This window comes from Janthinobacterium foliorum (genome assembly GCF_978021625.1).
The window spans coordinates 1-22771 of record NZ_CDXDQE010000014.1; the positions used below are offsets into that span (position 1 = coordinate 1).

Below are 22771 nucleotides of genomic sequence, written 5' to 3' on the forward strand. Positions count from 1 at the left end.
CCGCCTCGACCTTGGCCGAGAACAGCACGGCGCCCACGCCCGTCGTCACGCCGCAGCCGATGTAGCAGACCTTGTCGAACGGCGCGTCTTCGCGGATCTTCGCCAGGGCGATTTCCGGCACCACGATATAGTTCGAGAAGGTGGACGTGCCCATGTAGTGGAACAGCGGCTGGCCGTTCAGCGAGAAACGGCTGGTGGCGTCCGGCATCAGGCCGCGGCCCTGGGTCGAGCGGATGGCCTGGCACAGATTCGTCTTTTGCGACAGGCAGAACTTGCATTGCCGGCATTCCGGCGTGTACAGGGGGATGACGTGGTCATCCTTTTTCAGGGTCGTCACGCCCGGGCCCACGTCGACGACGACGCCGGCGCCTTCATGGCCGAGGATGGCGGGGAACAGGCCTTCCGGGTCGGCGCCCGACAAGGTGTAGTAATCCGTGTGGCAAATGCCCGTGGCTTTCAGCTCGACCAGCACTTCGCCGGCGCGCGGGCCGGCCAGGTCGACTTCTTCGATCGTCAGCGGGGCGCCCGCCTTCCATGCAATCGCGGCTTTGGTTTTCATGTGAGGTACTCCTGCTCGGTTTCAGACGCGCCATTATCGGGTGCCGGCGGGCAAGATGGCGCGGCAGGCCCCGCGCTTGTCTGAAAACGCGGCGCATTTGTCCGAAGCCGCCGCAGCGTGCAGCAGCGCACGGAAGCGCCGCATCCGCGGGGCGTATGCTGCGCCAGTGCGATGTGCGCTTGTGCCAGCTCAATCTTGCCGGCACCAGTACGCGCATGCTTGGCAGCAGGCCATTCGCATTGAGCTAGATTGATTCACCCCCGCCCCGCCATTCGTCGTTCCCGCAGGAGACTGACATGCGCAAGCTATTTCGCCCCCTTCCCCACACCTGGATGGCCTGGCTGCTGGCATGCTGCCTGGGCCTGCTTGCCGCCTGCGGCGGCGGCCACGACCATCATCCGCCGCCCCCAGCCACGACGGGCAGCTTGACGGTGACCATCGGCGGCTTGCCGGCCGGCGTGGTGGCCGCCGTCACGGTCACGGGTCCCGCCTCGTACAGCAAGGCACTCACGGCGTCGACCACCCTGGATGGCCTGGCGCCCGGCGCGTATGCCGTCAGCGCCGCCAGCGTCGCGTATGGCACGGGCAGCCTGGCGCCCACGCCCGCGACGCAGCAGGTGCAGGTCAGCGCCGGCGCCACGGCCAGCGCCAGCGTCGCCTATGCGGCCAGCGCGCCGCTGGCCCTGGCCCTGCAGGAGGTGGCGTCCGGCCTGAGCGCGCCCATCTTCCTGACGGCGCCGCCGGGCGACAGCCGTCTGTTCATCCTTGAGCGCGCCGGGCGCGTCCGCGTGGTGCAGAATGGCAGCTTGCTGGCCACGCCCTTCCTCGACATCAGCACGCTCACCACCACCAGCGGCGAGCGGGGCCTGCTGTCGCTGGCCTTCCATCCGCAATACGCCAGCAATGGCTATTTCTTCATTTATTACACCAACCTGGCTGGCGATATCGTCATCGAGCGGCGGCAAGTGTCGGCCGGCAACGCCAACGTGGCCGATGCCCTGTCCGCGCTGACGATTCTGACGATCGCGCATCCCACGTTCAGCAACCACTATGGCGGCCTGCTCAGCTTTGGCCCGGACGGCTACCTGTATGCGGGCACGGGCGACGGCGGCAGCGCGGGCGATCCGCCCGGCAACGCACAAAACACCAATGTGCTGCTGGGAAAACTGCTGCGCCTGGACGTGAATGCCAGCACGGTGGCCCAGCCTTACGCCATTCCTGCAGGCAATCCCTTCGCCGGCACGGCGGGCGCGCGCGCCGAAATCTGGGCCTATGGCTTGCGCAATCCGTGGCGCTACGCCTTCGACGTGCCGGCCCAGCTGCTGTACATCGCCGACGTGGGCCAGGATAACCGGGAAGAAGTCGATGTGCGCCCCGTGGGCCAGGCGGGCAACAACTATGGCTGGAACATCATGGAAGGCACGCAGTGCTACAACAGCGCCAGCTGCAACCAGGCAGGGCTGGTGCTGCCCGTCATCGACTATGGCCACGACAGCGCGGGCGGCTGCTCCATCACGGGCGGCTATGTGTACCGGGGCACGGCCTTGCCGGAACTGGCGGGCCAGTACCTGTATTCCGACTACTGCAGCGGCTGGCTAAAGAGTTTCAGCTACAGCAATGGCGCCGCTTCCGCCGTAACGGACTGGGGCATCACGAACGTGGGCAATATCCTGTCCTTCGGCCAGGATGCGCAAAACGAACTGTACATGCTGAGCGGCACGGGCAAGGTCTACCGGATTGTACGCAAGTAAACGGGCTAAACGGGCGCGCATGGGCGTGCGCACGCAGTCCTGGCCGCGCACGCCTGAGCGGCGTTTTTCGACGGGGCGCGGGGAACCGGCTAGAATTGGTTTTTTTCCGCCGCGCCCTGCGCCCCAGCTCAAGAGAACACCATGGCCCGTTTGAAACTCGAATTTCCTGAAGACCAGTACTGCTATTCCTCGCAACTGACGGTACGCACGACGGACATCAATGCCGGCAACCATCTCGGCAACGATTCCATGATTTCCATGATTTCCGAGGCCCGTGCGCGCTTCCTGTTCGAGTTCGGCGTGCGCGATATCGAAGCGGACGGCACCGGCATCATCGTTACCGACCTGGCCACCACGTACCGCGCCGAAGCGCATGCGCGCGACCAGCTGCTGTTCGAAGTGGGCGTCATGGATTTCAACAAGTATGGCGGCGACATCACCTTCCGCATCACGCGTCCCCGCGACAATACCCTGATCGCGATGGCCAAGTCCGGCTTTGTGTTTTTCAACTACAAGCGCAGCCAGGTCGTGCCCATGCCGGAAGATTTCGGCAGCAAGTTCCCACAGGTAAACTGGATCGATTAAGCGGGGCGCCGTGCCGCCATGCTGTATGCTTGCCAGGAAGACAATTGATTCTGGAGCGGCATGCGATCATCGATAAGGGCAAGACTGTGCCTCGGCCTGGCGCTGCTGGGCGCGCTACCGTGCGCCTGGGGGGCGCCGCACACCGTCATCCTGTACGGCGACGACGACTATGCGCCCTACAGCTACGTGGAAAACGGCGTCTTCAAGGGCATGTACGTCGATATCCTGCGCGCCGCCGCAGTGAAGATGCCCGCCTACCGCCTCGTCTTGCAGCCGCGCCCCTGGAAACGGGGACTCGATGCGCTGGAGAAAGGCCGGGTCTTCGGCCTGTTCCCACCCGGACGCAAGACGGAACGGCCGTACGTACAGCCGTATTCCGCCATGCTGTATCGCGAATCGGTGGTGCTGTTCTGCCATGACGCCGTCATGCGCACGGCGCGCACGCATTTTCCCGGCGACTTTGCCGGCCTGACCATCGGCGTCAACACGGGTTTCCTGCTGTCGGAAAAATTGATGGCGCCGGCGCGCCAAGGCCTGCTGCACCTGGAAGCGGCCAAGGGCAACGAAGCCAATCTGAAGAAACTGGCCTTGCGGCGCATCGATTGCTACGCCAGCGACCGCGGCGCGGCGCGCCACACGGCGCGCCAGCTGCACGGCGAGCTCGAACGTTACGGCTTTCATTTGCGCGAGGTGCTGGAGCTGTCGTCCGAAGCGACGTATATCGCCTACAGCGCGCGCAGCACGCCGGCCTACAAGGCGGACTTCATCGAACAGATGAATGCCGCCTTGCTGGCGCTGCGCCACACCGGCCAGCTGGAACGCATCGAACAGGCTTATTTGCGGGAATGATGCACGCTGATTAACGGCGCTGCACCTGCTGCTGCAAGGTCATGACGGGCTTGCTGCGGCCCGTCGGCTTGACGCCGAAGGTATTTTCAAACCAGTCATCGATCATCTTTTTTTCATAGCGCAGCGCGTCGCTGCTGGAATAGCGGTTAATGCGCTGCAAGTACGACATATCGGACAGTGCCGCGTTGCCGCTGGCAATCACCTTGCCATGCTGCTCCAGCTGGTAGCGCAGGCGCATGCGTGGCCAGTCCGTGCGGCCATCCATGATGCGCACGTCCATGGCGCCACGGCGCATCGGATCTTCGCGGCCAGCCAGGTCGATGTCCGTGATCTCGATCTTCAAATCCTGCCCCGGCCGCAAACCCTTGCCCAGCAACTGGAAATGCTCCGCCAGGCCCGCCAGGATCTGCTCGCGGTCGCGCGAGCTGAACGGCATGTCCGTGTAATCGTCGGGCTTGCTGAAATTGACTTGCACGCCGGCCCAGGCGCTGCTGCTGGCAAGCAGCGCCAACGCCGCGACCCATGTTTTCGTCGCCTTAGAAATACGCATATTCATCCCTTTCAGAAAGACTGGCCCGCAGGCAGTGACCGCAATGCCATTCATTGCAGTGCCTGGTTTCAATATAGCCTGAAGAGAAAATTTCTGGAGCGCAATACAACACATGTCGCCGCACGACACTGCCGTGACCGACTTATTTGCGCCCCTGGCGTTTCGCCTGCGTGCCGAAGGTCTTCGCAAACCAGTCGTCGATCATCAGCTTCTCATAGCGCAAGCGCGTATCGCCGGCATAGCGGTTGATGCGGCTCATGTACGACATGTCGGACAACTCGGCGTCGCCGCTACTGATCACCTTGCCATCCTGCTCCAGCACGTAGTGCAAGCTCATGCGCGGCCAGTCGGCGCGCCCGTTCAGCACGCGCAAGGCATTCGCACCATGCATGCGCGGCTCTTCGCGCCCTGCCAGGTCCACATCGGTGACATCGATTTTCAAGGTTTGCTCGGGCTTGAGCGACGCCCCCAGTTTCTCGAAATGCTGGCTCAAGTCCTTGAGTACTTGTTCGCGCTCACGCTGGTCGAACGGCAGATCCGTAAAGCGCTCGGGTTTATCGAAACGCACCTCCGTTCCCGCCCAGGCGGCGGTGCTGGCCAGGAAGGCCAGGGCCCCCAGCAGGGCCCGCGTTGATTTTTGCATGATGTTCGTCCTTTCATGAACAAGGTGGGCGCACAAGCCCCCTGATATCCCTTCAATATAACGGCAAGTACCCGCTTGGGAAGCGAAATTCATACCTTGTTACTTTCTTTCCCCGCCGCTTCCCAGGCCAGAATCCCGCATTTTTTTTGCAGATTCATTAGCAATATTATTTAAAACAAAGTATTGTCTTGAAAATATAGTTGCCTAAGCGATAAAGTATACATAGAGACGCTCCCCGGCAATTTAAAGTATTTCTTGACATGCCTGTTGCATGAATTACGTCAATTATTATTGCTTATTGTTAATACTTGGCTGTCGGTCTACAATCGACAAACTGCGCCGGAAAAACGCGCAACGCCGTTAGTCGCGCACAGGAATTCCTGGCGCGGGCGTCTTAGCATTGCGTCAGTTATGCCTTTTAGCGGAACTCGCCCTTATGTCATTTTTGTCTTCAGCATCGCCCAAGTTACCCCCGTGGAAAGTCCTGCTCGTCGATGATGAACCCGACATCCATGACATCACCAAACTGACGCTGAGCCGTTTCCGCCTGGAAGGCCGCGCGCTCAGTTTCGTGCATGCCTACAGCGGCGCCGAAGCCAAGCAGGTGCTGGCGCGCGAGTCCGGCATCGCCCTGGTGTTCCTCGACGTGGTGATGGAGCGCGAAGACAGCGGCCTGGAGGTGGCGCGCTGGATGCGCGAAGACCTGGGCAACCAGTTCACGCGCATCGTGCTGCGCACGGGCCAGCCGGGCCAGGCGCCGGAAGAGCGCGTGATCGTCAACTACGACATCAACGACTACAAGGAAAAGACGGAACTCGACCGCACCAAGCTGTTTACCACCACCTTCGCCGCCCTGCGCGCCTACCGCGACATCATGAAGGTAGAAGAGGCACGCCTGGCCCAGCTGCATTACCGCGAGGGCCTGGAGCGCGTCATCGCCGCTTCCGCGCACATTTTCAAGCAGCGCAACCTGCGCGACTTCGCCAGCGGCCTGCTGCAGCAAGTGGTCGCCCTGCTGCGCCTGGAAACGAGCATGCTGCTGCGCCTGCGCGGCGCCAGCGCCATCTCGGGTGAACAGGATTATGAAATCCTCGCGCAGATCGGCGACACGGACGACGGCATCCTCAGCCCTGCCCTGCTGTCGCAGCTGGACCATGCCAAGAGCAATAAAATTTCGCGCCTGCACGGCGACACCTATGTCGGCTATTTCCCGAACAGCAGCGGCAAGGCCTCCCTGCTGGTCTTGAAAGGCGTGGAGGAGATTTCCGACCTCGACGCGCAATTGCTGGAAGTATTCTGCTCGGGCGTGGCCATCGCCTTCGACAACATCCTGCTGACGCAGGAAATCACCGATACGCAAGCCGAGCTGATCCTGCGCCTGGGCGACGTGGTCGAATCGCGCTCGCACGAAGGCGGCAACCACGTGCGCCGCATGGCCGAAGTGTGCCAGCTGCTGGCGCAGGCGTCCGGCATGTCCGAGGAAGAAACCATGGTGCTGCGCCACGCGGCGCCCATGCACGACATCGGCAAGATTTCCACGCCCGACGCCGTGCTGCTGAAACCGGGCAAGCTCGACGCGGCCGAGTGGGAAATCATGAAGCAGCACCCGACGGTGGGCATGTCCATCCTCGACGGCTCGCAGCGCCCGCTGCTGAAGGCGGCGGCCGTGATCGCCCACCAGCACCATGAAAAATACGATGGCAGCGGCTATCCGCAAGGCCTGGTGGGTGAAAACATCCACAAATACGCGCGCATCGCCGCCGTCGCCGACGTCTTCGACGCCCTCATGCACAAGCGCTGCTACAAGGACGCCTGGCCCCTGGAGCGCGTGGTGGGCTATCTGCGCGAAGTGAGCGGCAGCCACCTCGACCCGCAGTATGTGGAGTTGCTGATTGCGAACCTGGACGAGGCGCTGGCGCTGAATCAGCGTTTCCCGGATTAGCATGCGTACGTCGGATTACGCGGCTACCAGCAAAACACACTTCGGCCCAGGCCGCCAACACGGGCATTGCGGGCCAAGCGGGCCTGAAAAATGTCGAGGGCAAGGCGCAGCGACGCAGCGGCGTAGGTAGGATTAGCGCGCAAGCGCGTAATCCGACAACATCGTTGACGTGGCTTGTGGTGGCGTCGGATGACGACCCTTCAGGCCTGATCCGGCCTACGCGACTGATATTCACGGCCGTCGTTTTCATTCTGCGAACCCGCGCCGCAAGAGCGCCTGAAAAACGTTCAGGGCAAGGCGCGCGGTCGCAGACAGTGCGAACCAGCACGGCAAGACCAAGCAACGCAGCCATGGACGTTTTCTCAGGTGCTCTTCGGCTCCAGCGGAAAGCGTATCTTGTAATGCAACCCCATGCCCGGCGCACTGACCACCTTCACCGTGCCGCCCAGCGGTCCCGTCACCAGGTTATACAGGATATGCGCGCCCAGGCCGCTGCCGCCGGACCCGCGCTTGGTCGTGAAGAAGGGGTCGAACAGCTGGCCCAGGGTGGCACTGTCCATGCCCATGCCGTCGTCGCTGTAATCGAGTTCCAGCATCTCGCCGGCCGTCCGCGCAGACAGCTTGATCTTGCCCGGTTCGCCTTCGGCAAAGCCGTGCACCAGTGAGTTGACGACCATGTTGGTGACGATCTGCGAGACGGCGCCGGGATAGCTGCGCAGCTGCACGTCCGGCGCGCAGTCGATGTCCACCTTGATGGGCTTGCCCTTCAGCTTGGGCTGCAGCGAGAGCAGGACTTCATCGAGATACTTGCGCAAGTTAAAGCTGCGCAGCTCGTCCGAGGACTGGTCCACGGCCACCTGCTTGAAGCTGCGCACCAGCGCCGCGGCGCGCTGCGTATTCGTCGTCATGATGCGCAGGGTCTGGTCGATGATGTCGAAGAACTGCTGCAAGCCGTCTTCGTCGAGCCGGCCGCCTTCCAGGTCTTCGCGCGTGAGTTTCAATTCCTGCACCAGATGGCTGGTAGCCGTCACGCAGATGCCCAGCGGCGTGTTGATTTCATGCGCCACGCCCGCCACCAGGCGTCCCAGCGAGGCCAGTTTTTCCTGGCGCACCAGTTCCGACTGCGCTTCCTGCAGCGCGCTCAAGGCGCTGTTCAGGGCCGCGTTCTGCTCTTCCAGCGTTTCCTTGGCCTTGCGCATGGCGCTGTCAGCCTGGATGCGCGCCATCGCCACGGCCACATGACTGGCCATGAATGCCAGCACGTCCAGTTCCGCCTGGCCATACACGACGGACGTGTCATAGCTTTGCACGATGATCACGCCGTATTTGCGCTCGCCCAGCAGCATGGGCGCGCCCATCCAGCTGGCGATGCCGGTATTGCCCAGCGGCTCGTCCATCTCGCCGCTGGCCACCAGCGCCGCATAGCTGTCCGCATCGAGCAGGCAGGCCTGGCGGCGCGCCAGCACATACGAGCTCATGCCGATGCCGTAATGAAAGCGTTTCACGGGCGCCTGCGCATCCTTTTCATCGACAAAGTACGGGATCGTGATGTCCTTGTTTTCCGGGTGATACAGGGCGATGAGGAAATTTTTCGCCGTCACCAGCTCGCTGATGATGGCGTGCAAACGCGCGTACAGGGTCGTCGCGTCGGCCGCCTGCGCCGACAGGTTGGCGATTTCGTACAGCGCATGCTGCAGGTTTTCCGCGCGGCGCCGCTCGGCCACCTCGTGCGCCAGCAGGGCCGTGCGCTCCTGCACCGCCTTTTCCAGGCGGTCCATGCTTTGCATGCCCTGCAGGGCGCTCGACACGTGCGTGGCGATCAGCGCGAACAGGGCCTGGTCTTCCAGGCTGAAACGGTGCTCGGCGTCATAGCTCTGGATGACGATGGCGCCCAGCACCTGGTGCTGCGGGTCCAGCAGCGGGCAGCCGATCCAGTGCTCGGCCGCCGTGCCGCCGCCCCAGGCGCCGCCGCCGATGGCGCGCATGGCGTCGTCGTCGGCCGTCATCACCAGCTGCTTGCGGTTGACGATGACCCATGCCGTGGGCGACTGCGCCGCGCTGGCCAGGCGCACGCCCGCTTCCGGGTCGGGCGAGGCGTCGAATTCGTCGACAAAATACGGAAAGCGCACGAGGCCGTCGTCGCGGTCGCTGAGTGCGACATAAAAATTCGCCGCATACATGATGCGCCCCAGCGCCGCGTGCACGGCTTGCAGGAATGCACTGATATCGCTGCAGGTACTGGCGCGCTGGCCGATTTCCAGCAACACGGTCTGGACGGCTTCCAGACGGCTGAGACGGCTTTCCATGGAGTGACAAGTGCCTTCTAAATATGTTCTGAAAATCAATATTATCAGTTCAGTCCCGCCTTGGCACGGCATTAAATGCACAATTCTTGCCTTGAGGCATGACACCACGCGCCACGCACACATTTGCCACCTCGGCGATACAGTGGCAGACTAGGCCCCTTCCTACAGACCAGACCGTCCTCATGACCGCCACGCTCCGCGCCACCCTTCGTCCCTACACCCTCGCCGCCCTGCTGGCCTTTGCCGCGCTGGGCATGCCGCCGCTGTGCGCCGCGCCGGCCAAGGCGCCGGCGGCGGAGACGGCCGATGGCGGGCGCTACTTCGGCCCCCTGGTCGACGGCAAGATGCATGGCCAGGGCCGCCTCGAGTATGCGAGCGGCGCGTTTTATGCCGGCGGCTTCGCGCGCGGCGTGTTTTCCGGCCAGGGCACGCTGCGCCAGGCCTCGGGCGTGGAATACGTGGGCGCCTTCCGCCAGGGCGCCTTCGACGGCCATGGCCGCTACACCTCGCCCAAGGGCGAGCTGTACGAGGGCAGCTTCGTCAAGGGCAGCTTCGAAGGCGAAGGCCGCTTCCAGGGCGCCGATGGCGCCACCTTCGAAGGTCATTTCAAACACTGGCGCCCGCACGGCGCCGGCAAGCTGACCGACACGGACGGCACCGTCTTCGAAGGCGAATTCGTCCAGGGGCAAGTGCTGGGCAAGGCGAAAGTCAGCACCAGCGACGGCATCCATTACGAAGGCGCACTGAAAGACTGGAAGTTCGAGGGCGAAGGCGTGCTGCGCACGGCCGAGGGCGATGAATACCGGGGCAGTTTCAAGAATGGCCAGTTCGACGGCAAGGGCGTGCTGCGCTACGCCGTGGCGCAGGCGGACGGCCGGAAAGAGGACAGCGGCAACTGGACGGAAGGCCAGCTGGACGACCCGGCCGCCGACAAGCTCACACGCGACAACATCGAACTGGCCCTGTACAACCAGCGTACCTTGCTGGACCAGGCCCTGGCGCGCATCGCGCCCCGCGACCCGGCGAAAAAAATCAATCTGTACCTGCTGGGCGTGGCCGGCGATGGCGCGCAGGAAGTATTTCACCGCGAAACGGCCTTCGTGCAGCGCCAGTTCGACCGCGATTACGGTACCGTGGGCCGCTCCTTGATGCTCGTCAACAGCCGCAACACGGTGGCGCAGCAGCCGATGGCGACCTTGACCAGCCTGCGCGCCAGCCTCGACGCCCTGGGCGGGAAAATGGACAAGCAGAACGACATCCTGTTCCTGTTCCTCACCAGCCACGGTTCGCCCGAACATGAACTGGCGCTGGCGCAAAACGGCATGGATCTGCACAGCTTGCCAGCGCAGGAGCTGGCGTCCATGCTCAAGCACAGCGGCATCCGCTGGAAAGTCATCGTCGTTTCCGCCTGCTATGCGGGCGGTTTCATTGCGCCATTGAAAGATGACAACACCCTCATCATCACGGCCGCGCGCAGCGACCGCACCTCGTTCGGCTGCGACGACCAGAACGATTTTACTTATTTCAGCGAAGCCTATTTCAAGGAAGCGCTGCCAAAGAGCGCGGGCTTTGCCGACGCCTTCGAGCAAGCCAGGATACTGGTGCAGGCGCGCGAAGCGGCCGATTTCCGCGAAGGCGGCATGGAAGCGGAAGAGCATTCCGAGCCACAGATGTTCCAGGGCAAGGCCATCGCCGCACAGCTGAAGGCGTGGCGCGCCCAGCCCCGCTAAGCGCGGCACGGCGTTCCTTCTTTCTGTACAATAGCCGTCACCATGCGCCGATTCCTCCTCATTTTGCTGCTGTTCGTGCTTCCGCTCCAGATGTCCTGGGCCGCGGCGAGCGCGTATTGCCTGCATGAAGAAGGCAAGGCGGCGCAGCACCTGGGCCACCACAGCCACCAGCACAAGGCGGATGCGGACAAGAAACCCGTGGCCGACAAGAAAGTGGCCGACCAGCAAAAAAAAGGCCAGCCGCACAGCGACTGCAACGTCTGCCATGGCATCGGCCACGCGTGGCTGCCGGCCGGCTCCAGCCTGCCCGTCGTCGACACGGCCGCCGTGATCGCCGACACTGCCCCGTTCTTTTACGCTTCGCACATCCCGGACGCGCCCAAGCGCCCCGACTGGTCGTCGGCCATCTAGGCCGACGGGACGTCCCCTTTTGTAAAATCGCAACGCGCGCCTTGAAATAATCCGGGCGCAAGCCTGCGCGTCCCGTCGAATTCTTTTCCGTTTTTTTGGAGAATTCGATGTACCGATCCCTCTATCTATTGTTACTCTCCGCTGGCCTGCTGGCCGGCAACCTTGGCCACGCCCAATCTAGCGCGGAAGCTGCCGCGCCCCTGACCCTGCCCGCCGCGCAGGCCCTGGCCGAGGGCGGCAACGCCACCCTGTCGGCCGCCCGCCACGAACTGGCGGCGCAGGGCGGCAGCGTGCAGCAGGCGCGCGCCCTGCCCAATCCGGAACTGCAAACCGTGCTGGAAGACACGCGCCGCGCCACGCGCAGCACCACCGTGCAGCTCAACCAGCTCATTGAACTGGGCGGCAAGCGCGGCGCCCGCACAGCCGCCGCCCAGCGTGGCGAAGACGTGGCGCAGGCAGGCCTGGCCCTGCAGCAAGCCGAGACCCGCGCGCAGGTGACCACCGCGTTTGTCGAGGTGCTGGCGGCGCAGGAAGGCTTGCGCCTGGCCGACAGCGCGCAGGCGCTGGCCGCGCGCGCCAGCGATATCACGGCGCGCCGGGTGACGGCCGGCAAGGCCTCCCCCGTCGAGGAAACGCGGGCCCGCGTGGCCGAAGCCAGCGTGCGCCTGGAACTGAACCTGGCGCGCAGCGCCCTGGCCAGCGCCCGCCAGCGCCTGGCCGCCCTGTGGGGCAACGCCACGCCCCGCTTTACCGTCGCCGAGGGACGCCTGGAAACCCTGCCGGAACTGCCGCCAGGCAGCGAGCTGGCGGCGCGCCTGCCGCAAGCGCCGGTCGTGCGCCAGGCAAGCAGCGCGCTGGCGCAGCGGCAAGCCCTGCTGGATGTGGAACAGCGGCGCGCCACGCCCGACGTCACCGTGAGCATCGGCATGAAGCGCTCGGAAGAACTGGGACGCAACCAGGCCATCGTCGGCCTTGCCTTGCCGCTGCCCCTGTTCGACCGCAATGCGGGCAACAAGCTCGATGCCCTGCGCCGCAGCGACAAGGCCAGCGACGAGCTGGCCGCCGCCCGCATCGACGTGCAGACCAGGGTTGCCGCCGCCAGCGAACGCCTGGCCACGGCGCGGCTCGACGTGGAAAGTTTGCGCCGCGACATCTTGCCTGGCGCCCAGAGCGCCTACGACGCGGCCAGCAAGGGCTTCGAGTTTGGCAAGTTCGCCTTCCTCGACGTGCTCGATGCCCAGCGCACCTTGCTGCAAGCCAAAAACCAATACCTGCGCGCCCTCACCGAAGCGCACCAGGCCGCCGCCGAGATCGAGCGCCTGCTGGGCGCCCCCGCTTCCCTGTAAGGAATACCGACATGCACATCACACTCAACAAAAAACAGGGCATCGCCATCGCTGGCATCGCCGCCGCCGGCCTCGTGCTGGCCAGCCTGATCCTCGGCACGGGCACATCCGCCAGCGCCCCGCCCCCTGCCGCCAAGGCGGAAGCGCATGCTGAAAAGAAAGACGCACACGGCCACGCGGCAGTGGAAGGCAGGCTGGAACTGACGGCCGCGCAAAGCCGCGCGGCCGGCGTCGTCATCGCCACGGCCGCGCCGGGCCGCATCAAGACCACCGTCGCCCTGCCCGGCGAAATCCGTTTCAACGAGGACCGCACGGCCCACGTCGTACCGCGCCTGGCCGGCGTGGTGGAAGCCGTGCAGGCGGACCTGGGCCAGCTGGTGAAGAAGGGGCAAGTGCTGGCCGTCATCGCCAGCACGGACCTGTCCGAGCAGCGCAGCGAACTGCTGTCGGCGCAGCGCAGACTGTCGCTGGCCCGTTCCACGTACGAACGTGAAGAAAAACTGTGGCGCGAGAAAATCTCCGCCGAACAGGATTACCTGCAGGCGCAGCAAACGTGGCGCGAAGCGGAGATTGCCGTGCAGAACGCGCAGCAAAAGCTCAGCGCGCTGGGCGCCACGGGCGCGGCCAAGGGCCCCCTGAACCGCTATGAGATCCGCGCGCCGTTCGACGGCATGGTGCTGGAAAAACACATCGCGCTGGGCGAAGCCGTGAAGGAAGACGCGAACATCTTCGTCATTTCCGACCTGTCGACCGTGTGGGCGGAAATCGCCGTGCCGGCGAAAGACCTGGCCACCGTGCGCATGGGAGGCAAGGCGGAGGTGAAAGCCAGCGCTTTTGTTGCCAGCGCGAAGGGCACGATCACCTATGTGGGCGCCTTGCTGGGCGAACAGACGCGCACGGCCAAGGCCCGCATCAGCCTGGCGAACCCCGACATGGCGTGGCGCCCGGGCCTGTTCGTCACGGTCGAAGTGGTGTCGGGCGAAGCGGACGCGCCCGTTACCGTGCAAAGCACGGCCATCCAGACGGTGGAAGACAAGCCCGTCGTCTTCGTGCAAGTCAAGGATGGCTACCAGGCCACGCCGGTGCTGCCGGGACGCAGCGACGGCAAATGGACGGAGATCAGGCAGGGCCTGCCCGCCGGCGCGCCGTACGCCGCGCAAGGCAGTTTTGTCCTGAAATCGGAGCTGGGCAAGGATGCCGCCGGCCACGAACACTGATCACGTGAAACAAAGGACACCATCATGTTTGAACGCTTGATCCGCTTTGCCATCGACCAGCGCTGGCTGGTGATGCTGGCCGTCGCCTTTATCGCCGGCCTGGGCATTTACAATTACCAGAAGCTGCCCATCGACGCCGTGCCCGACATCACCAATGTGCAGGTGCAAATCAATACCCAGTCCGCCGGCTATTCGCCGCTGGAAACCGAGCAGCGCGTCACCTTCCCCATCGAGACGGCCATGGCCGGCTTGCCGAACCTGGAACAGACGCGCTCGCTGTCGCGCTATGGCCTGTCGCAGGTTACCGTGATCTTCAAGGATGGCACGGACATCTATTTTGCCCGCCAGATGATCAACGAGCGCTTGCAGGAAGCCAAGGAAAGCCTGCCGGCCGGCATCACGCCCAAGATGGGGCCCGTCTCCACGGGCCTCGGCGAAATTTACCTGTGGACGGTGGAAACGCAGGACGGCGCGAAAAAGCCGGATGGCACGCCGTACACGCCGACGGACCTGCGCGAAATCCAGGACTGGATCATCAAGCCGCAGTTGCGCAATGTCACGGGCGTGACGGAGATCAATGCCATCGGCGGCTACGCCAAGCAATACCAGGTGGCGCCGTATCCGGAAAAACTGGCCGCCTACGGCATCAGCCTGCAGGACGTGGTAACGGCGCTCGAACGCAACAATGGCAACGTGGGCGCCGGCTATATCGAAAAACAGGGCGAGCAGCTGCTGATCCGCGCGCCGGGCCAGGTGGCGTCGAAAGACGATATCGGCAACATCATCGTCGCCAATGTGCAGGGCGTGGCCATCCGCATCCGCGACGTGGCGGACGTGCTGATCGGGCGCGAACTGCGCACGGGCGCGGCCACGGAAAACGGCCGCGAAGTGGTGCTGGGCACCGTCTTCATGCTGATCGGCCAGAACAGCCGCGCCGTCTCGCAAGCCGTGGATAAAAAGATGGTGGAGATCAACCGCAGCCTGCCGACAGGCGTGCACGCCGTCACCGTGTATGACCGCACGGTGCTCGTCGACAAGGCCATCAATACGGTGAAGAAAAACCTGCTGGAAGGGGCCGTGCTGGTGATCGCCATCCTCTTCCTGTTCCTCGGCAATATCCGCGCGGCCGTCATCACGGCCATGGTGATACCGCTGGCCATGCTGTTCACGTTTACGGGCATGGTGCAATACCATGTGAGCGCCAACCTGATGAGTTTGGGGGCGCTGGACTTCGGCATCATCATCGATGGCGCCGTCGTCATCGTGGAAAACTGCGTGCGCCGCCTGGCCCATGCGCAGCAAAAGCTGGGACGGCCCTTGTCCCTGCAGGAACGCTTGCACGAAGTGTTTGCCGCATCGCAAGAAGCCCGCCGGCCATTGCTGTACGGCCAGCTGATCATCATGGTGGTGTACCTGCCCATCTTCGCGCTGACGGGCGTGGAAGGCCGCATGTTTACGCCGATGGCCTTGACGGTGGTGATCGCCCTGCTGGGCGCCATGCTGCTGTCGATCACCTTCATTCCCGCCGCCGTGGCCCTGTTTATCGGCGACAAGGTGGCGGAAAAGGAAAATGCCATCATGCGTGCGGCCAAGCGCTGGTATGCGCCGCTGCTGGACAAGGTGATGCGCAACACGCCCGTCGTGCTGGTTGGCGCGGCGGTGGCCGTGCTGCTGTCGGGCTTGCTGGCCACGCGCATGGGCAGCGAATTCGTGCCCAGCCTGAACGAGGGCGACATCGCCATCCAGGCCCTGCGCATCCCCGGCACCAGCCTGAGCCAGTCGCTGGCCATGCAGCAGCAGCTGGAGCGCAAGCTGATGGACAACCACCCGGAGATCGCCCGCGTCTTCGCCCGCACGGGAACTGCCGAGATCGCGTCCGATCCCATGCCGCCGAATATTTCCGACGGCTACATCATGCTCAAGCCCCGCAAGGAATGGCCGCAGCCGAAGAAGTCGCGCGAGCAATTGCTGGCGGAAATCGAAGCGACGGCCACCAGCTTGCCGGGTAACAACTACGAGTTCTCGCAGCCGATCCAGCTGCGTTTCAATGAACTGATTTCCGGCGTGCGCAGCGACGTGGCCGTGAAACTGTTCGGCGACGACATGGCCGTGCTCGACAGCACGGCGGCGAAGATCGCCGGCGTGCTGGGCAAGATCTCCGGCGCCACGGAAGTGAAGGTCGAACAGACGACGGGCTTGCCCATGCTGACGGTGCAGATCGACCGCGAGCAGACGGCCCGCTATGGCCTCAACATTGCCGACGTGCAGTCGGCGATCGCCACGGCCATCGGCGGACAGGAAGCGGGCACCCTGTTCCAGGGCGACCGCCGCTTCGACATCGTCGTGCGCCTGCCCGACAGCCTGCGCAGCGACCTGGAGCAATTGAAGCGCCTGCCCATCGCCCTGCCCCAGGGAGCGGGCACGGAAGGCCGCGCGCGCTTCATCCCGCTCGGTGAAGTAGCCAGCCTGCAAGTGGCGCCGGGGCCGAACCAGATCAGCCGCGAAGATGGCAAGCGCCGCATCGTCATCAGTGCCAACGTGCGCGGGCGCGACATCGGTTCCTTCGTGGCGGACGCCACGCAGCAGTTGCAGGCGCAGGTGGCCATTCCCCCCGGCTACTGGACCAGCTGGGGCGGCCAGTTCGAGCAATTGCAGTCGGCCACCAAGCGCCTGCAGCTGGTGGTGCCCGTGGCCCTGGCCCTCGTTTTTGTCTTGCTGTTTGCCATGTTCGGCAATGTGAAGGATGGGGTACTGGTGTTCAGCGGCATTCCGTTCGCCTTGACGGGCGGCATCATCGCCCTGTGGCTGCGCGACATCCCCATGTCGATCTCGGCGGCCGTCGGCTTCATCGCCCTGTCCGGCGTGGCCGTGCTGAACGGCCTGGTGATGATCGCCTACATCCGCCAGCTGCGCGAACAGGGCATGCCCCTGCAGGAGGCGATACGCCTAGGCGCCATCACGCGCCTGCGGCCCGTGCTGATGACGGCGCTGGTGGCTTCGCTGGGTTTCGTGCCGATGGCCATCGCCACAGGCACGGGCGCCGAAGTGCAGCGTCCGCTGGCCACCGTGGTGATCGGCGGCATCCTGTCGTCCACGGCCCTGACCCTGCTGGTGCTGCCGCTCTTGTACCGGCTGGCCTACCGCAGGCAGGAGGAAGAGGAAATGCACGCCGCGCCCGCAGGCGCGGCGGTGTAGTCATGGAGCCAGGCGTAGCAAAATCGTAGCGAGCGGCTTCGATTTACGGCTGAGACGCGCAGCTGTACTCAATCAAGTACAGCGCGCATCGGAGGCCGCAAAGCGTGCCGCGCAGTAGATTTTGCTAGCCTGGCCGGCGGTAGCCGCCTTCGATCCAGTTGGCCGCCGCCGTGGCATTGAACTTGAACGCGGCCGAGGTACGCACCTTGGCGATCTGCTCACCGTCCGCATCGTAAGCGCTCAGTTCGGCATACGGGTGGTCTTCGTCGGGCACGATGTCGAACATCACCTTGATTTGCCCCTCATCGGTGGCGACGAACAGGTTCTTGTGCAGCTGCGCGTGCAGCTGCTGCTCGTGGCGGCGCAGCACTTCGGAAGCCGTCTTGACCAGCGTATTGAAGGCGTTGACGTCGAGCGGTTTCGGGTTTTTCTTGTCGCGGCCCATGGTCCACGGGCCCACCAGCGCCGGCTCCGGTTCGCCATCCTTGATCATGGCCACGGCCCATCCTTCATCTTCCTCATTCTTGATCACCCGCGCCGTCCAGCCATTGCCCACCCACAGGCGTGGCTCCTGGATCGGCGCGTCGTTGTCCTGCTCGGCTGCTGCGTCGGAAAAGTCGGGGAAATCGGTACTCATGGCGGTGCTCGTGGTGGAAGGTCGGGGCTAGCATGATAGTCGAAAACGCCCGTCCGTGCCGCCCTGGCGCATGCGAAAGCGGCCGCTGCCATAGCCGATCCGGGCAATAAGGCAAGGTATCAAATTAGTAGCTTTACTCTAGCGATCGGGCTTTGATATTGCTCAAGTAAACCTATTATTAATTTGCAATCTGAATTGTGTTTTTTATATTTCAAATATTGCATTTAGCAATGCTTGGCATCAAGAAACTTATCTGCCCGCGACGCCCCTCGACCCAGTACGCCGCATAGCATCCGCACGCCAGGCAATAACGTCCTCGCTGTAAAAAAAGCTGCGTACAACCATACCAATCAGAGGGATTAAATATGAAACTCTTGACTACCCTGGCCTTGGCCACGTTGACTGTTGCCGCCGGTACGGCCAGCGCCGTCCCCACGTTCACCACGGGCGGCACGGCACTGGCCGGTGAAGGCCTCGTCACGTCCGTGGCCGGCGCAACGACGATCAACTTCAACGACGGCCTACTGCCAAGCAACTATACGGGGTCCGTGTTTACCAGCGGCCATCCCGCCTACGCGGCGCAGCCACCGAACGACATGACGGCCTTCTATTCCGTCGGCGTGACGAATGGCCAGATCACGCCCGGCATGGCGACCTTCAGTGGCGGCCTCAGCTATTTTGGCTTCTACATGGGTTCGCCAGACACGTATAACAGCGTCGTCTTCACCATGGGCGATCACAGCACGGTCACCTTGACGGGATCGCAAATTGCCACCCTGGGCGGCGTCAGCGCCAACGGTGATCAATCGGTTGGCCTGTACGTGAACGCATGGGCTGGCGAAGGGGCGAAATTCACCTCGGTGGCCTTCCACTCGCCGGGCCAGGATGCCTTTGAAAGCGACAACCACGCCTACATCGCCGCCGTGCCGGAACCGGAAACCTATGCCATGCTGCTGGCCGGCCTGGGCTTGCTGGGCTTCATGCTGCGCCGCAAACAATCCTGATCAGCCACACACCGGCAAAAGCCCGCGCTGCGGGCTTTTTCACTGCCAGGCTGGCCGACGCTGCCGGCGCCGATTCTTCAGCACAGGGACATGGCGGGCCGGTTGGGCCAGGTCAGCGGCGGACCAGGCGGCACCCAGCGCGGGTCGATGGCCGGCAGCGGCGCATGGTAGTTGAAAGGATTGATGATGATCGGCGGGATCGCCGATGGCGCGCCAACGGGCTCGGCACAAGACTGCGGGGCGCTACGCTGGCGCGTGGTTCGATGGTGGGAAGGGGATAGCGATTGATCCCCGGTATCTGCAAACAAAAGCATGTTGCCCTCCTTGCGAGACTGAGGTGTTCAGTATAGGACGGCTTGCGCGTATTACAAGAAAAGAAATCTTGTTCCAAATAAGCGTTTCCCTCCTCTCAAGACCTTCCATACCGTGAAAATGACCGCCTGTCGCACGCCGCTGGCGACGGGCCAGGCACGCCGCTACAGTGTGATCATGCAAGACCCCGACACCCACACTCAGAGGCTTACCATGAAAAAATTGCTCACCTTCGTCCTCATCCTCATGCTGGCCTGCCTGTTCCTCGACAAGATCGGCGCCACGGACATGCACATGCAGTTCAACGGCAGTGACGTCGATGGTCCGCTGGAGTGGCTGTTCGGCCTGGTCTTTGCCAGTGGCGGCGTGCTGATCGCGGCACTCGTGCTGGTATGCGCCGCCGTCGTCGCGGGGGTGCTGCTGGCCGGCGTGGGCGTGGTGCTGCTCGCCGTGGTGGCGTTCTGCGTGGTGCTGGTGCTGGCCCTCAGCACGCCCGTGCTGCTGCCGTTGCTGATCCCCATCGCCATCGTCTGGCTGCTGGTCGGCCGCAACCGCAAGCTGGCGCAGGCACGCCGGCACAGCCTGTAATCACTGCGCCATGAACTTGCTGAGCACGCCGTCGCCGCCGCCCTCGTTCTGTTCGATGCGGTTGCGCCCGCCGCGCTTGGCACGGTACAGCGCCTCGTCCGCGCGCGCCAGCACGGCGTCGCAATCGGCATCGGTGCCGGCCATGGCGGCCATGCCGATGCTTACCGTAACGGTGATCACGATGCCGCCATCGATGGTCAGCGAACTTTCCGCCACGCGGCGGCGCAAGCGCTCGGCAAAGATGGCGGCCGCGCCCAGATCCGTCCCTGGCAGCAAGATGGCGAATTCCTCGCCGCCCACGCGGCCCGGCACGTCGACCTTGCGCAAGGCCTGGCACATCAGCGCTCCCAGGTGGCGCAGCACGGCATCGCCGACGGCGTGGCCATGTTCGTCATTGACGCGCTTGAAGTGATCGATATCGAGCATCAGCACGGTGGCACAGCTGGCCAGTTCGCGTTGCAGCCGCGCATGCTCATTTTCCAGCGACGCCATGAACTGGCGCCGGTTCGGCAAGCCCGTCAGAAAATCCGTGGTGGCCAGCTGCAGCAGTTCCGCATTCATGCGCTTGCGCTCGGTAATATCGAGCGATGACACCATGAGGAAGTCGAGACTGTCCGCATGGCCCGGCATCACCAGCAAGCTCAGTTCATTTTGCCGCGCCGCGCCATCGAGGCGCACGAAGCTGCTCTCGCATTCGTACAGATGGGCGCCGCCGGCCAGCGCCAGCAAGGCATCGCCAAAACGGGGCAAGGCGCTGTCGTCGAAATTCTGCGCCAGGCCCAGGGCGCCACGGCGCTGGTCGTCGTCCGTGGCGCGTACCTGCGCCAGCGCGGCGCCATTCGCGTCGATGATGCGCACCTTGGCCGCCAGCCCTTTCAATTCCTCCGGGTGCGTTTGCAACCATTCGGCCAGGTCGCCCACGCCAGCCTGTTCCAGGGTATCGAGCGCGGCGCGCACGGCCGACCAGTCCTGTTCCCACAAGGCCACGGGCGCGTAGTCGTACAGGCTGCGGAAGCGGGCTTCGCCGGCGCGCAGCGCCAGCGCCACCTGCGCCTGTTCGATGGCCATGCCCGCCAGGTGCGCCGCCTCGCCCAGGCGCGCCAGGTGCGCCGCGCCGGGCAAGGTGGGCTGGCGGTGGTAGGCCATCAACACGCCCAGCAGCTTGCCCGAGCCGCCACGCACGGGCTCGGCCCAGCACGACTGCAGCTGGGCCCGCCAAGCCAGTTCCATCGTGCCCTGCGCGCCCGCATCGGCATGCAGGTCGGCGACGATCACGCGCTGGCCGCTGCGCAACGCTTGCGCCGCGATGCCGTGCACGCCCTGCAGGGTATCGAGGTCATGGCCGTGGCTGGACAAATTGAAAAACGCGGGCAGGCCCGGCGCCGCGCCCAGCACCAGGCGGTGGCGCTGTTCGTCGAGCAGCAAGATGCTGCACAGCATGGCGGGATGGTCGGCCTGCACACTGAGCACCACGCTTTCCAGCACGCGTTCCAGCGGCGCGCCCGTGGCCAGCATTTCCAGCACTTGCCGCCGCGTGTGCTCGCGCCGTTCCATCTGGCTGCGCTCGCTGATATCGCGGAAGGTCCACAGCCGCGCCTGCTCATTGCCCAGCTGCATGCTGCGCACATATTGCTCGATCACCCGGCCATCGCGCAGGTGCAGCACGTCGCGCCGCTCGCGGTGGCCCTGCGGCGCGTGGGCGCGCGCCACCAGGAATGGCGCCGACTGTTCGAGCTGGCTTGCCACATGGCGCACCAGCGCCTCGCCATCGGCTTGCCAGTCGAGCGCGTCGGGCACTTGCCACAGGTCGCGGAAGCGCCGGTTCGAGGTAAAGATGCGGCCATCGATGTTGTCCACCAAAATGCCGTCGATGGTGGAATCGAGGATGTTGCGCAGCATGGCCTGGCTGCGCTGCGCCGCCTCGGCCATGGCCAGCACGCTCGCCTGCCCCTGCTCCAGCTGGCCGGCCAGTTCGCTGGCGCGCGCCAGCGCCCCGTGCGCGCGGGCGCGGCTGGACGCCAGCAGCCACGCCGCCAGGGCCAAGGCCAGGCTGACCAGCAGTCCCGTCCAGGCCACGGCCCGCGGCCGCGCCAGCAATTCGCCATCGAAGCCCGGCATGGCGCGCACACGCAAGGTCCAGGCATGGCCGGCGATGCGGATCGTCTGCTGCGACGCCAGGACGGCCGACGCCCCGGCCGACTGCGTGCCCGGCAAGCTGTCATACATCAGCGCCGTATCGGCCAGCTGCGCGCCGTCGTAGATTTCCAGGTCCAGCTGGCGCGACGCCTCGCCCCCCACGCCAGCCATCAGGTCGCCCATGCGGAATGGCGCGAAGACCCAGGCCCGCAGCGCGGCGCGGCGCTGCTCCACGCTGGCATGCGGCAGCGCATTGTCATACACGGGCAGCACCACCAGGAAGCCATACGCATCGCCGCTGCCACCGTCCTGCACCAGGCGGATCTTGCCCGTCATGGCGGCCTGGCCCGTGTCGCGCGCCTGCTCCAGCGCGGCGCGGCGCACGGGCTCGGACCAGATGTCATAGCCGAACGCCAGCAGGTTGCTGTCGCTCAACGGTTCCAGATAGGTAATGGGCGCGTGCCACTGGCGCTGGCCGGGCGGGCGGATGGTGTAGTCGGGATAGCCTTGCGCGCGCACCTGCGCCTCGTGCCGCGCGCGCGCGCTGCCGGGCAGCAGCGGCAGGTAGCCGATGCCATGGATGCCGGGAAAATGCCGGTCCACCTGCTGCGCCGCCAGATACGCGTGGAATTCGCCCCGCGTCACATCCTGCGAGCTGGCATACAGGCCCTGCACCCCGTGCAGCACCTGGATATACGTCTGCATGCGGCTGACGATGCTGCCTACCAGTTCCCGCACGCGAAAATCGAAATCAGCTTGCACTTGCTGCTCGCTGGCATCCTCGACGTTGCGCCAGGCGCCATACGTCAGCCCCAGACACAGGGCCAGCACCAGCGCCGCACACAGGCGTGGTCCCACCCAGTGCGACACTGGCCTGGAAAACCACGACGGGGACGCGCGTGTATGCATGACGGGCTCATCAAACTACTTCCGGGCCGCAGGCTGGCAGCGGGCTGCACGACTACCATCGGTAGTCGATGAGAATGATAGTACGTTACAGCGCAGGGCCT

The 22771-nt window shown here is 64.4% G+C and carries 18 protein-coding genes; 11 read left to right on the forward strand and 7 right to left on the reverse strand.

From position 1 onward, the window contains the following. A partial coding sequence (locus ACZ92H_RS23555; RefSeq protein ID WP_465051332.1) for an alcohol dehydrogenase catalytic domain-containing protein occupies positions 1-559 on the reverse strand: 559 nt, incomplete at its 3' end. Positions 560-855: 296 nt separating this feature from the next. On the opposite strand from ACZ92H_RS23555, the gene ACZ92H_RS23560 reads away from it, so the two are divergent. The 3 genes from ACZ92H_RS23560 to ACZ92H_RS23570 all read left to right on the forward strand — a co-directional run bounded on the left by ACZ92H_RS23560 (position 856) and on the right by ACZ92H_RS23570 (position 3744). Further along, on the forward strand, positions 856-2310 hold the full coding sequence (locus ACZ92H_RS23560; RefSeq protein ID WP_465051331.1) for a PQQ-dependent sugar dehydrogenase: 1455 nt from the start codon (positions 856-858) through the stop codon (positions 2308-2310). A 141-nt stretch (positions 2311-2451) separates the two neighbouring features. Beyond that, a complete protein-coding gene (locus ACZ92H_RS23565; protein ID WP_076565483.1) occupies positions 2452-2895 on the forward strand; it encodes a thioesterase family protein in 444 nt (147 codons plus the stop codon). A 60-nt stretch (positions 2896-2955) separates the two neighbouring features. Continuing rightward, positions 2956-3744 carry a substrate-binding periplasmic protein gene (locus ACZ92H_RS23570; protein WP_465051330.1) on the forward strand — a complete coding sequence of 263 codons (789 nt, stop codon included), beginning with the start codon at positions 2956-2958 and terminating at the stop codon, positions 3742-3744. A 10-nt stretch (positions 3745-3754) separates the two neighbouring features. On the opposite strand, the gene ACZ92H_RS23575 is transcribed toward ACZ92H_RS23570, so the two are convergent. Both ACZ92H_RS23575 and ACZ92H_RS23580 read right to left on the reverse strand, forming a co-directional pair. Further along, positions 3755-4294 carry a DUF3016 domain-containing protein gene (locus ACZ92H_RS23575; protein ID WP_465051329.1) on the reverse strand — a complete coding sequence of 180 codons (540 nt, stop codon included), beginning with the start codon at positions 4292-4294 and terminating at the stop codon, positions 3755-3757. A 142-nt stretch (positions 4295-4436) separates the two neighbouring features. Then, positions 4437-4937 carry a DUF3016 domain-containing protein gene (locus ACZ92H_RS23580; protein ID WP_131375860.1) on the reverse strand — a complete coding sequence of 167 codons (501 nt, stop codon included), beginning with the start codon at positions 4935-4937 and terminating at the stop codon, positions 4437-4439. A 436-nt stretch (positions 4938-5373) separates the two neighbouring features. On the opposite strand from ACZ92H_RS23580, the gene ACZ92H_RS23585 reads away from it, so the two are divergent. Continuing rightward, a complete protein-coding gene (locus ACZ92H_RS23585; RefSeq protein ID WP_131375858.1) occupies positions 5374-6879 on the forward strand; it encodes a DUF3369 domain-containing protein in 1506 nt (501 codons plus the stop codon). Positions 6880-7241: 362 nt separating this feature from the next. Here ACZ92H_RS23585 and ACZ92H_RS23590 read toward each other — a convergent pair whose 3' ends face one another. After that, entirely contained in the window at positions 7242-9185 is a 1944-nt protein-coding gene (locus ACZ92H_RS23590; protein ID WP_465051328.1) for a GAF domain-containing sensor histidine kinase, read from the reverse strand. Positions 9186-9367: 182 nt separating this feature from the next. Between ACZ92H_RS23590 and ACZ92H_RS23595 the strand changes: the two genes are divergently transcribed. The 5 genes from ACZ92H_RS23595 to ACZ92H_RS23615 all read left to right on the forward strand — a co-directional run bounded on the left by ACZ92H_RS23595 (position 9368) and on the right by ACZ92H_RS23615 (position 17084). After that, the gene (locus ACZ92H_RS23595; RefSeq protein ID WP_465051327.1) at positions 9368-10915 is read left to right on the forward strand and encodes a C13 family peptidase; all 1548 of its coding nucleotides are present in this window, start codon (positions 9368-9370) and stop codon (positions 10913-10915) included. Between the two features lie 42 nt (positions 10916-10957). After that, on the forward strand, positions 10958-11326 hold the full coding sequence (gene czcI / locus ACZ92H_RS23600; protein WP_131375852.1) for a cation efflux protein, CzcI family: 369 nt from the start codon (positions 10958-10960) through the stop codon (positions 11324-11326). 107 nt (positions 11327-11433) lie between these two features. Then, entirely contained in the window at positions 11434-12672 is a 1239-nt protein-coding gene (locus tag ACZ92H_RS23605) for a TolC family protein (RefSeq protein ID WP_465051326.1), read from the forward strand. An 11-nt stretch (positions 12673-12683) separates the two neighbouring features. After that, complete coding sequence (locus tag ACZ92H_RS23610; RefSeq protein WP_465051325.1) at positions 12684-13889, forward strand: efflux RND transporter periplasmic adaptor subunit; 1206 nt, start codon at positions 12684-12686, stop codon at positions 13887-13889. A gap of 24 nt (positions 13890-13913) precedes the next feature. Beyond that, positions 13914-17084, forward strand: coding sequence for an efflux RND transporter permease subunit (locus tag ACZ92H_RS23615; RefSeq protein WP_465051324.1), 3171 nt, complete (start codon positions 13914-13916; stop codon positions 17082-17084). Positions 17085-17208: 124 nt separating this feature from the next. Here ACZ92H_RS23615 and ACZ92H_RS23620 read toward each other — a convergent pair whose 3' ends face one another. Continuing rightward, entirely contained in the window at positions 17209-17721 is a 513-nt protein-coding gene (locus ACZ92H_RS23620) for a hypothetical protein (protein ID WP_131375844.1), read from the reverse strand. A gap of 365 nt (positions 17722-18086) precedes the next feature. Between ACZ92H_RS23620 and ACZ92H_RS23625 the strand changes: the two genes are divergently transcribed. Further along, entirely contained in the window at positions 18087-18725 is a 639-nt protein-coding gene (locus tag ACZ92H_RS23625; protein ID WP_131375842.1) for an Npun_F0296 family exosortase-dependent surface protein, read from the forward strand. Between the two features lie 77 nt (positions 18726-18802). Here the strand turns inward: ACZ92H_RS23625 and ACZ92H_RS23630 are convergent, their stop codons facing one another. Continuing rightward, complete coding sequence (locus tag ACZ92H_RS23630) at positions 18803-19039, reverse strand: hypothetical protein (RefSeq protein ID WP_131375840.1); 237 nt, start codon at positions 19037-19039, stop codon at positions 18803-18805. 211 nt (positions 19040-19250) lie between these two features. Between ACZ92H_RS23630 and ACZ92H_RS23635 the strand changes: the two genes are divergently transcribed. Further along, the gene (locus ACZ92H_RS23635; RefSeq protein ID WP_465051323.1) at positions 19251-19625 is read left to right on the forward strand and encodes a hypothetical protein; all 375 of its coding nucleotides are present in this window, start codon (positions 19251-19253) and stop codon (positions 19623-19625) included. On the opposite strand, the gene ACZ92H_RS23640 is transcribed toward ACZ92H_RS23635, so the two are convergent. Next, complete coding sequence (locus tag ACZ92H_RS23640; protein ID WP_465051322.1) at positions 19626-22670, reverse strand: sensor domain-containing diguanylate cyclase; 3045 nt, start codon at positions 22668-22670, stop codon at positions 19626-19628. Positions 22671-22771 lie beyond the last annotated feature (101 nt).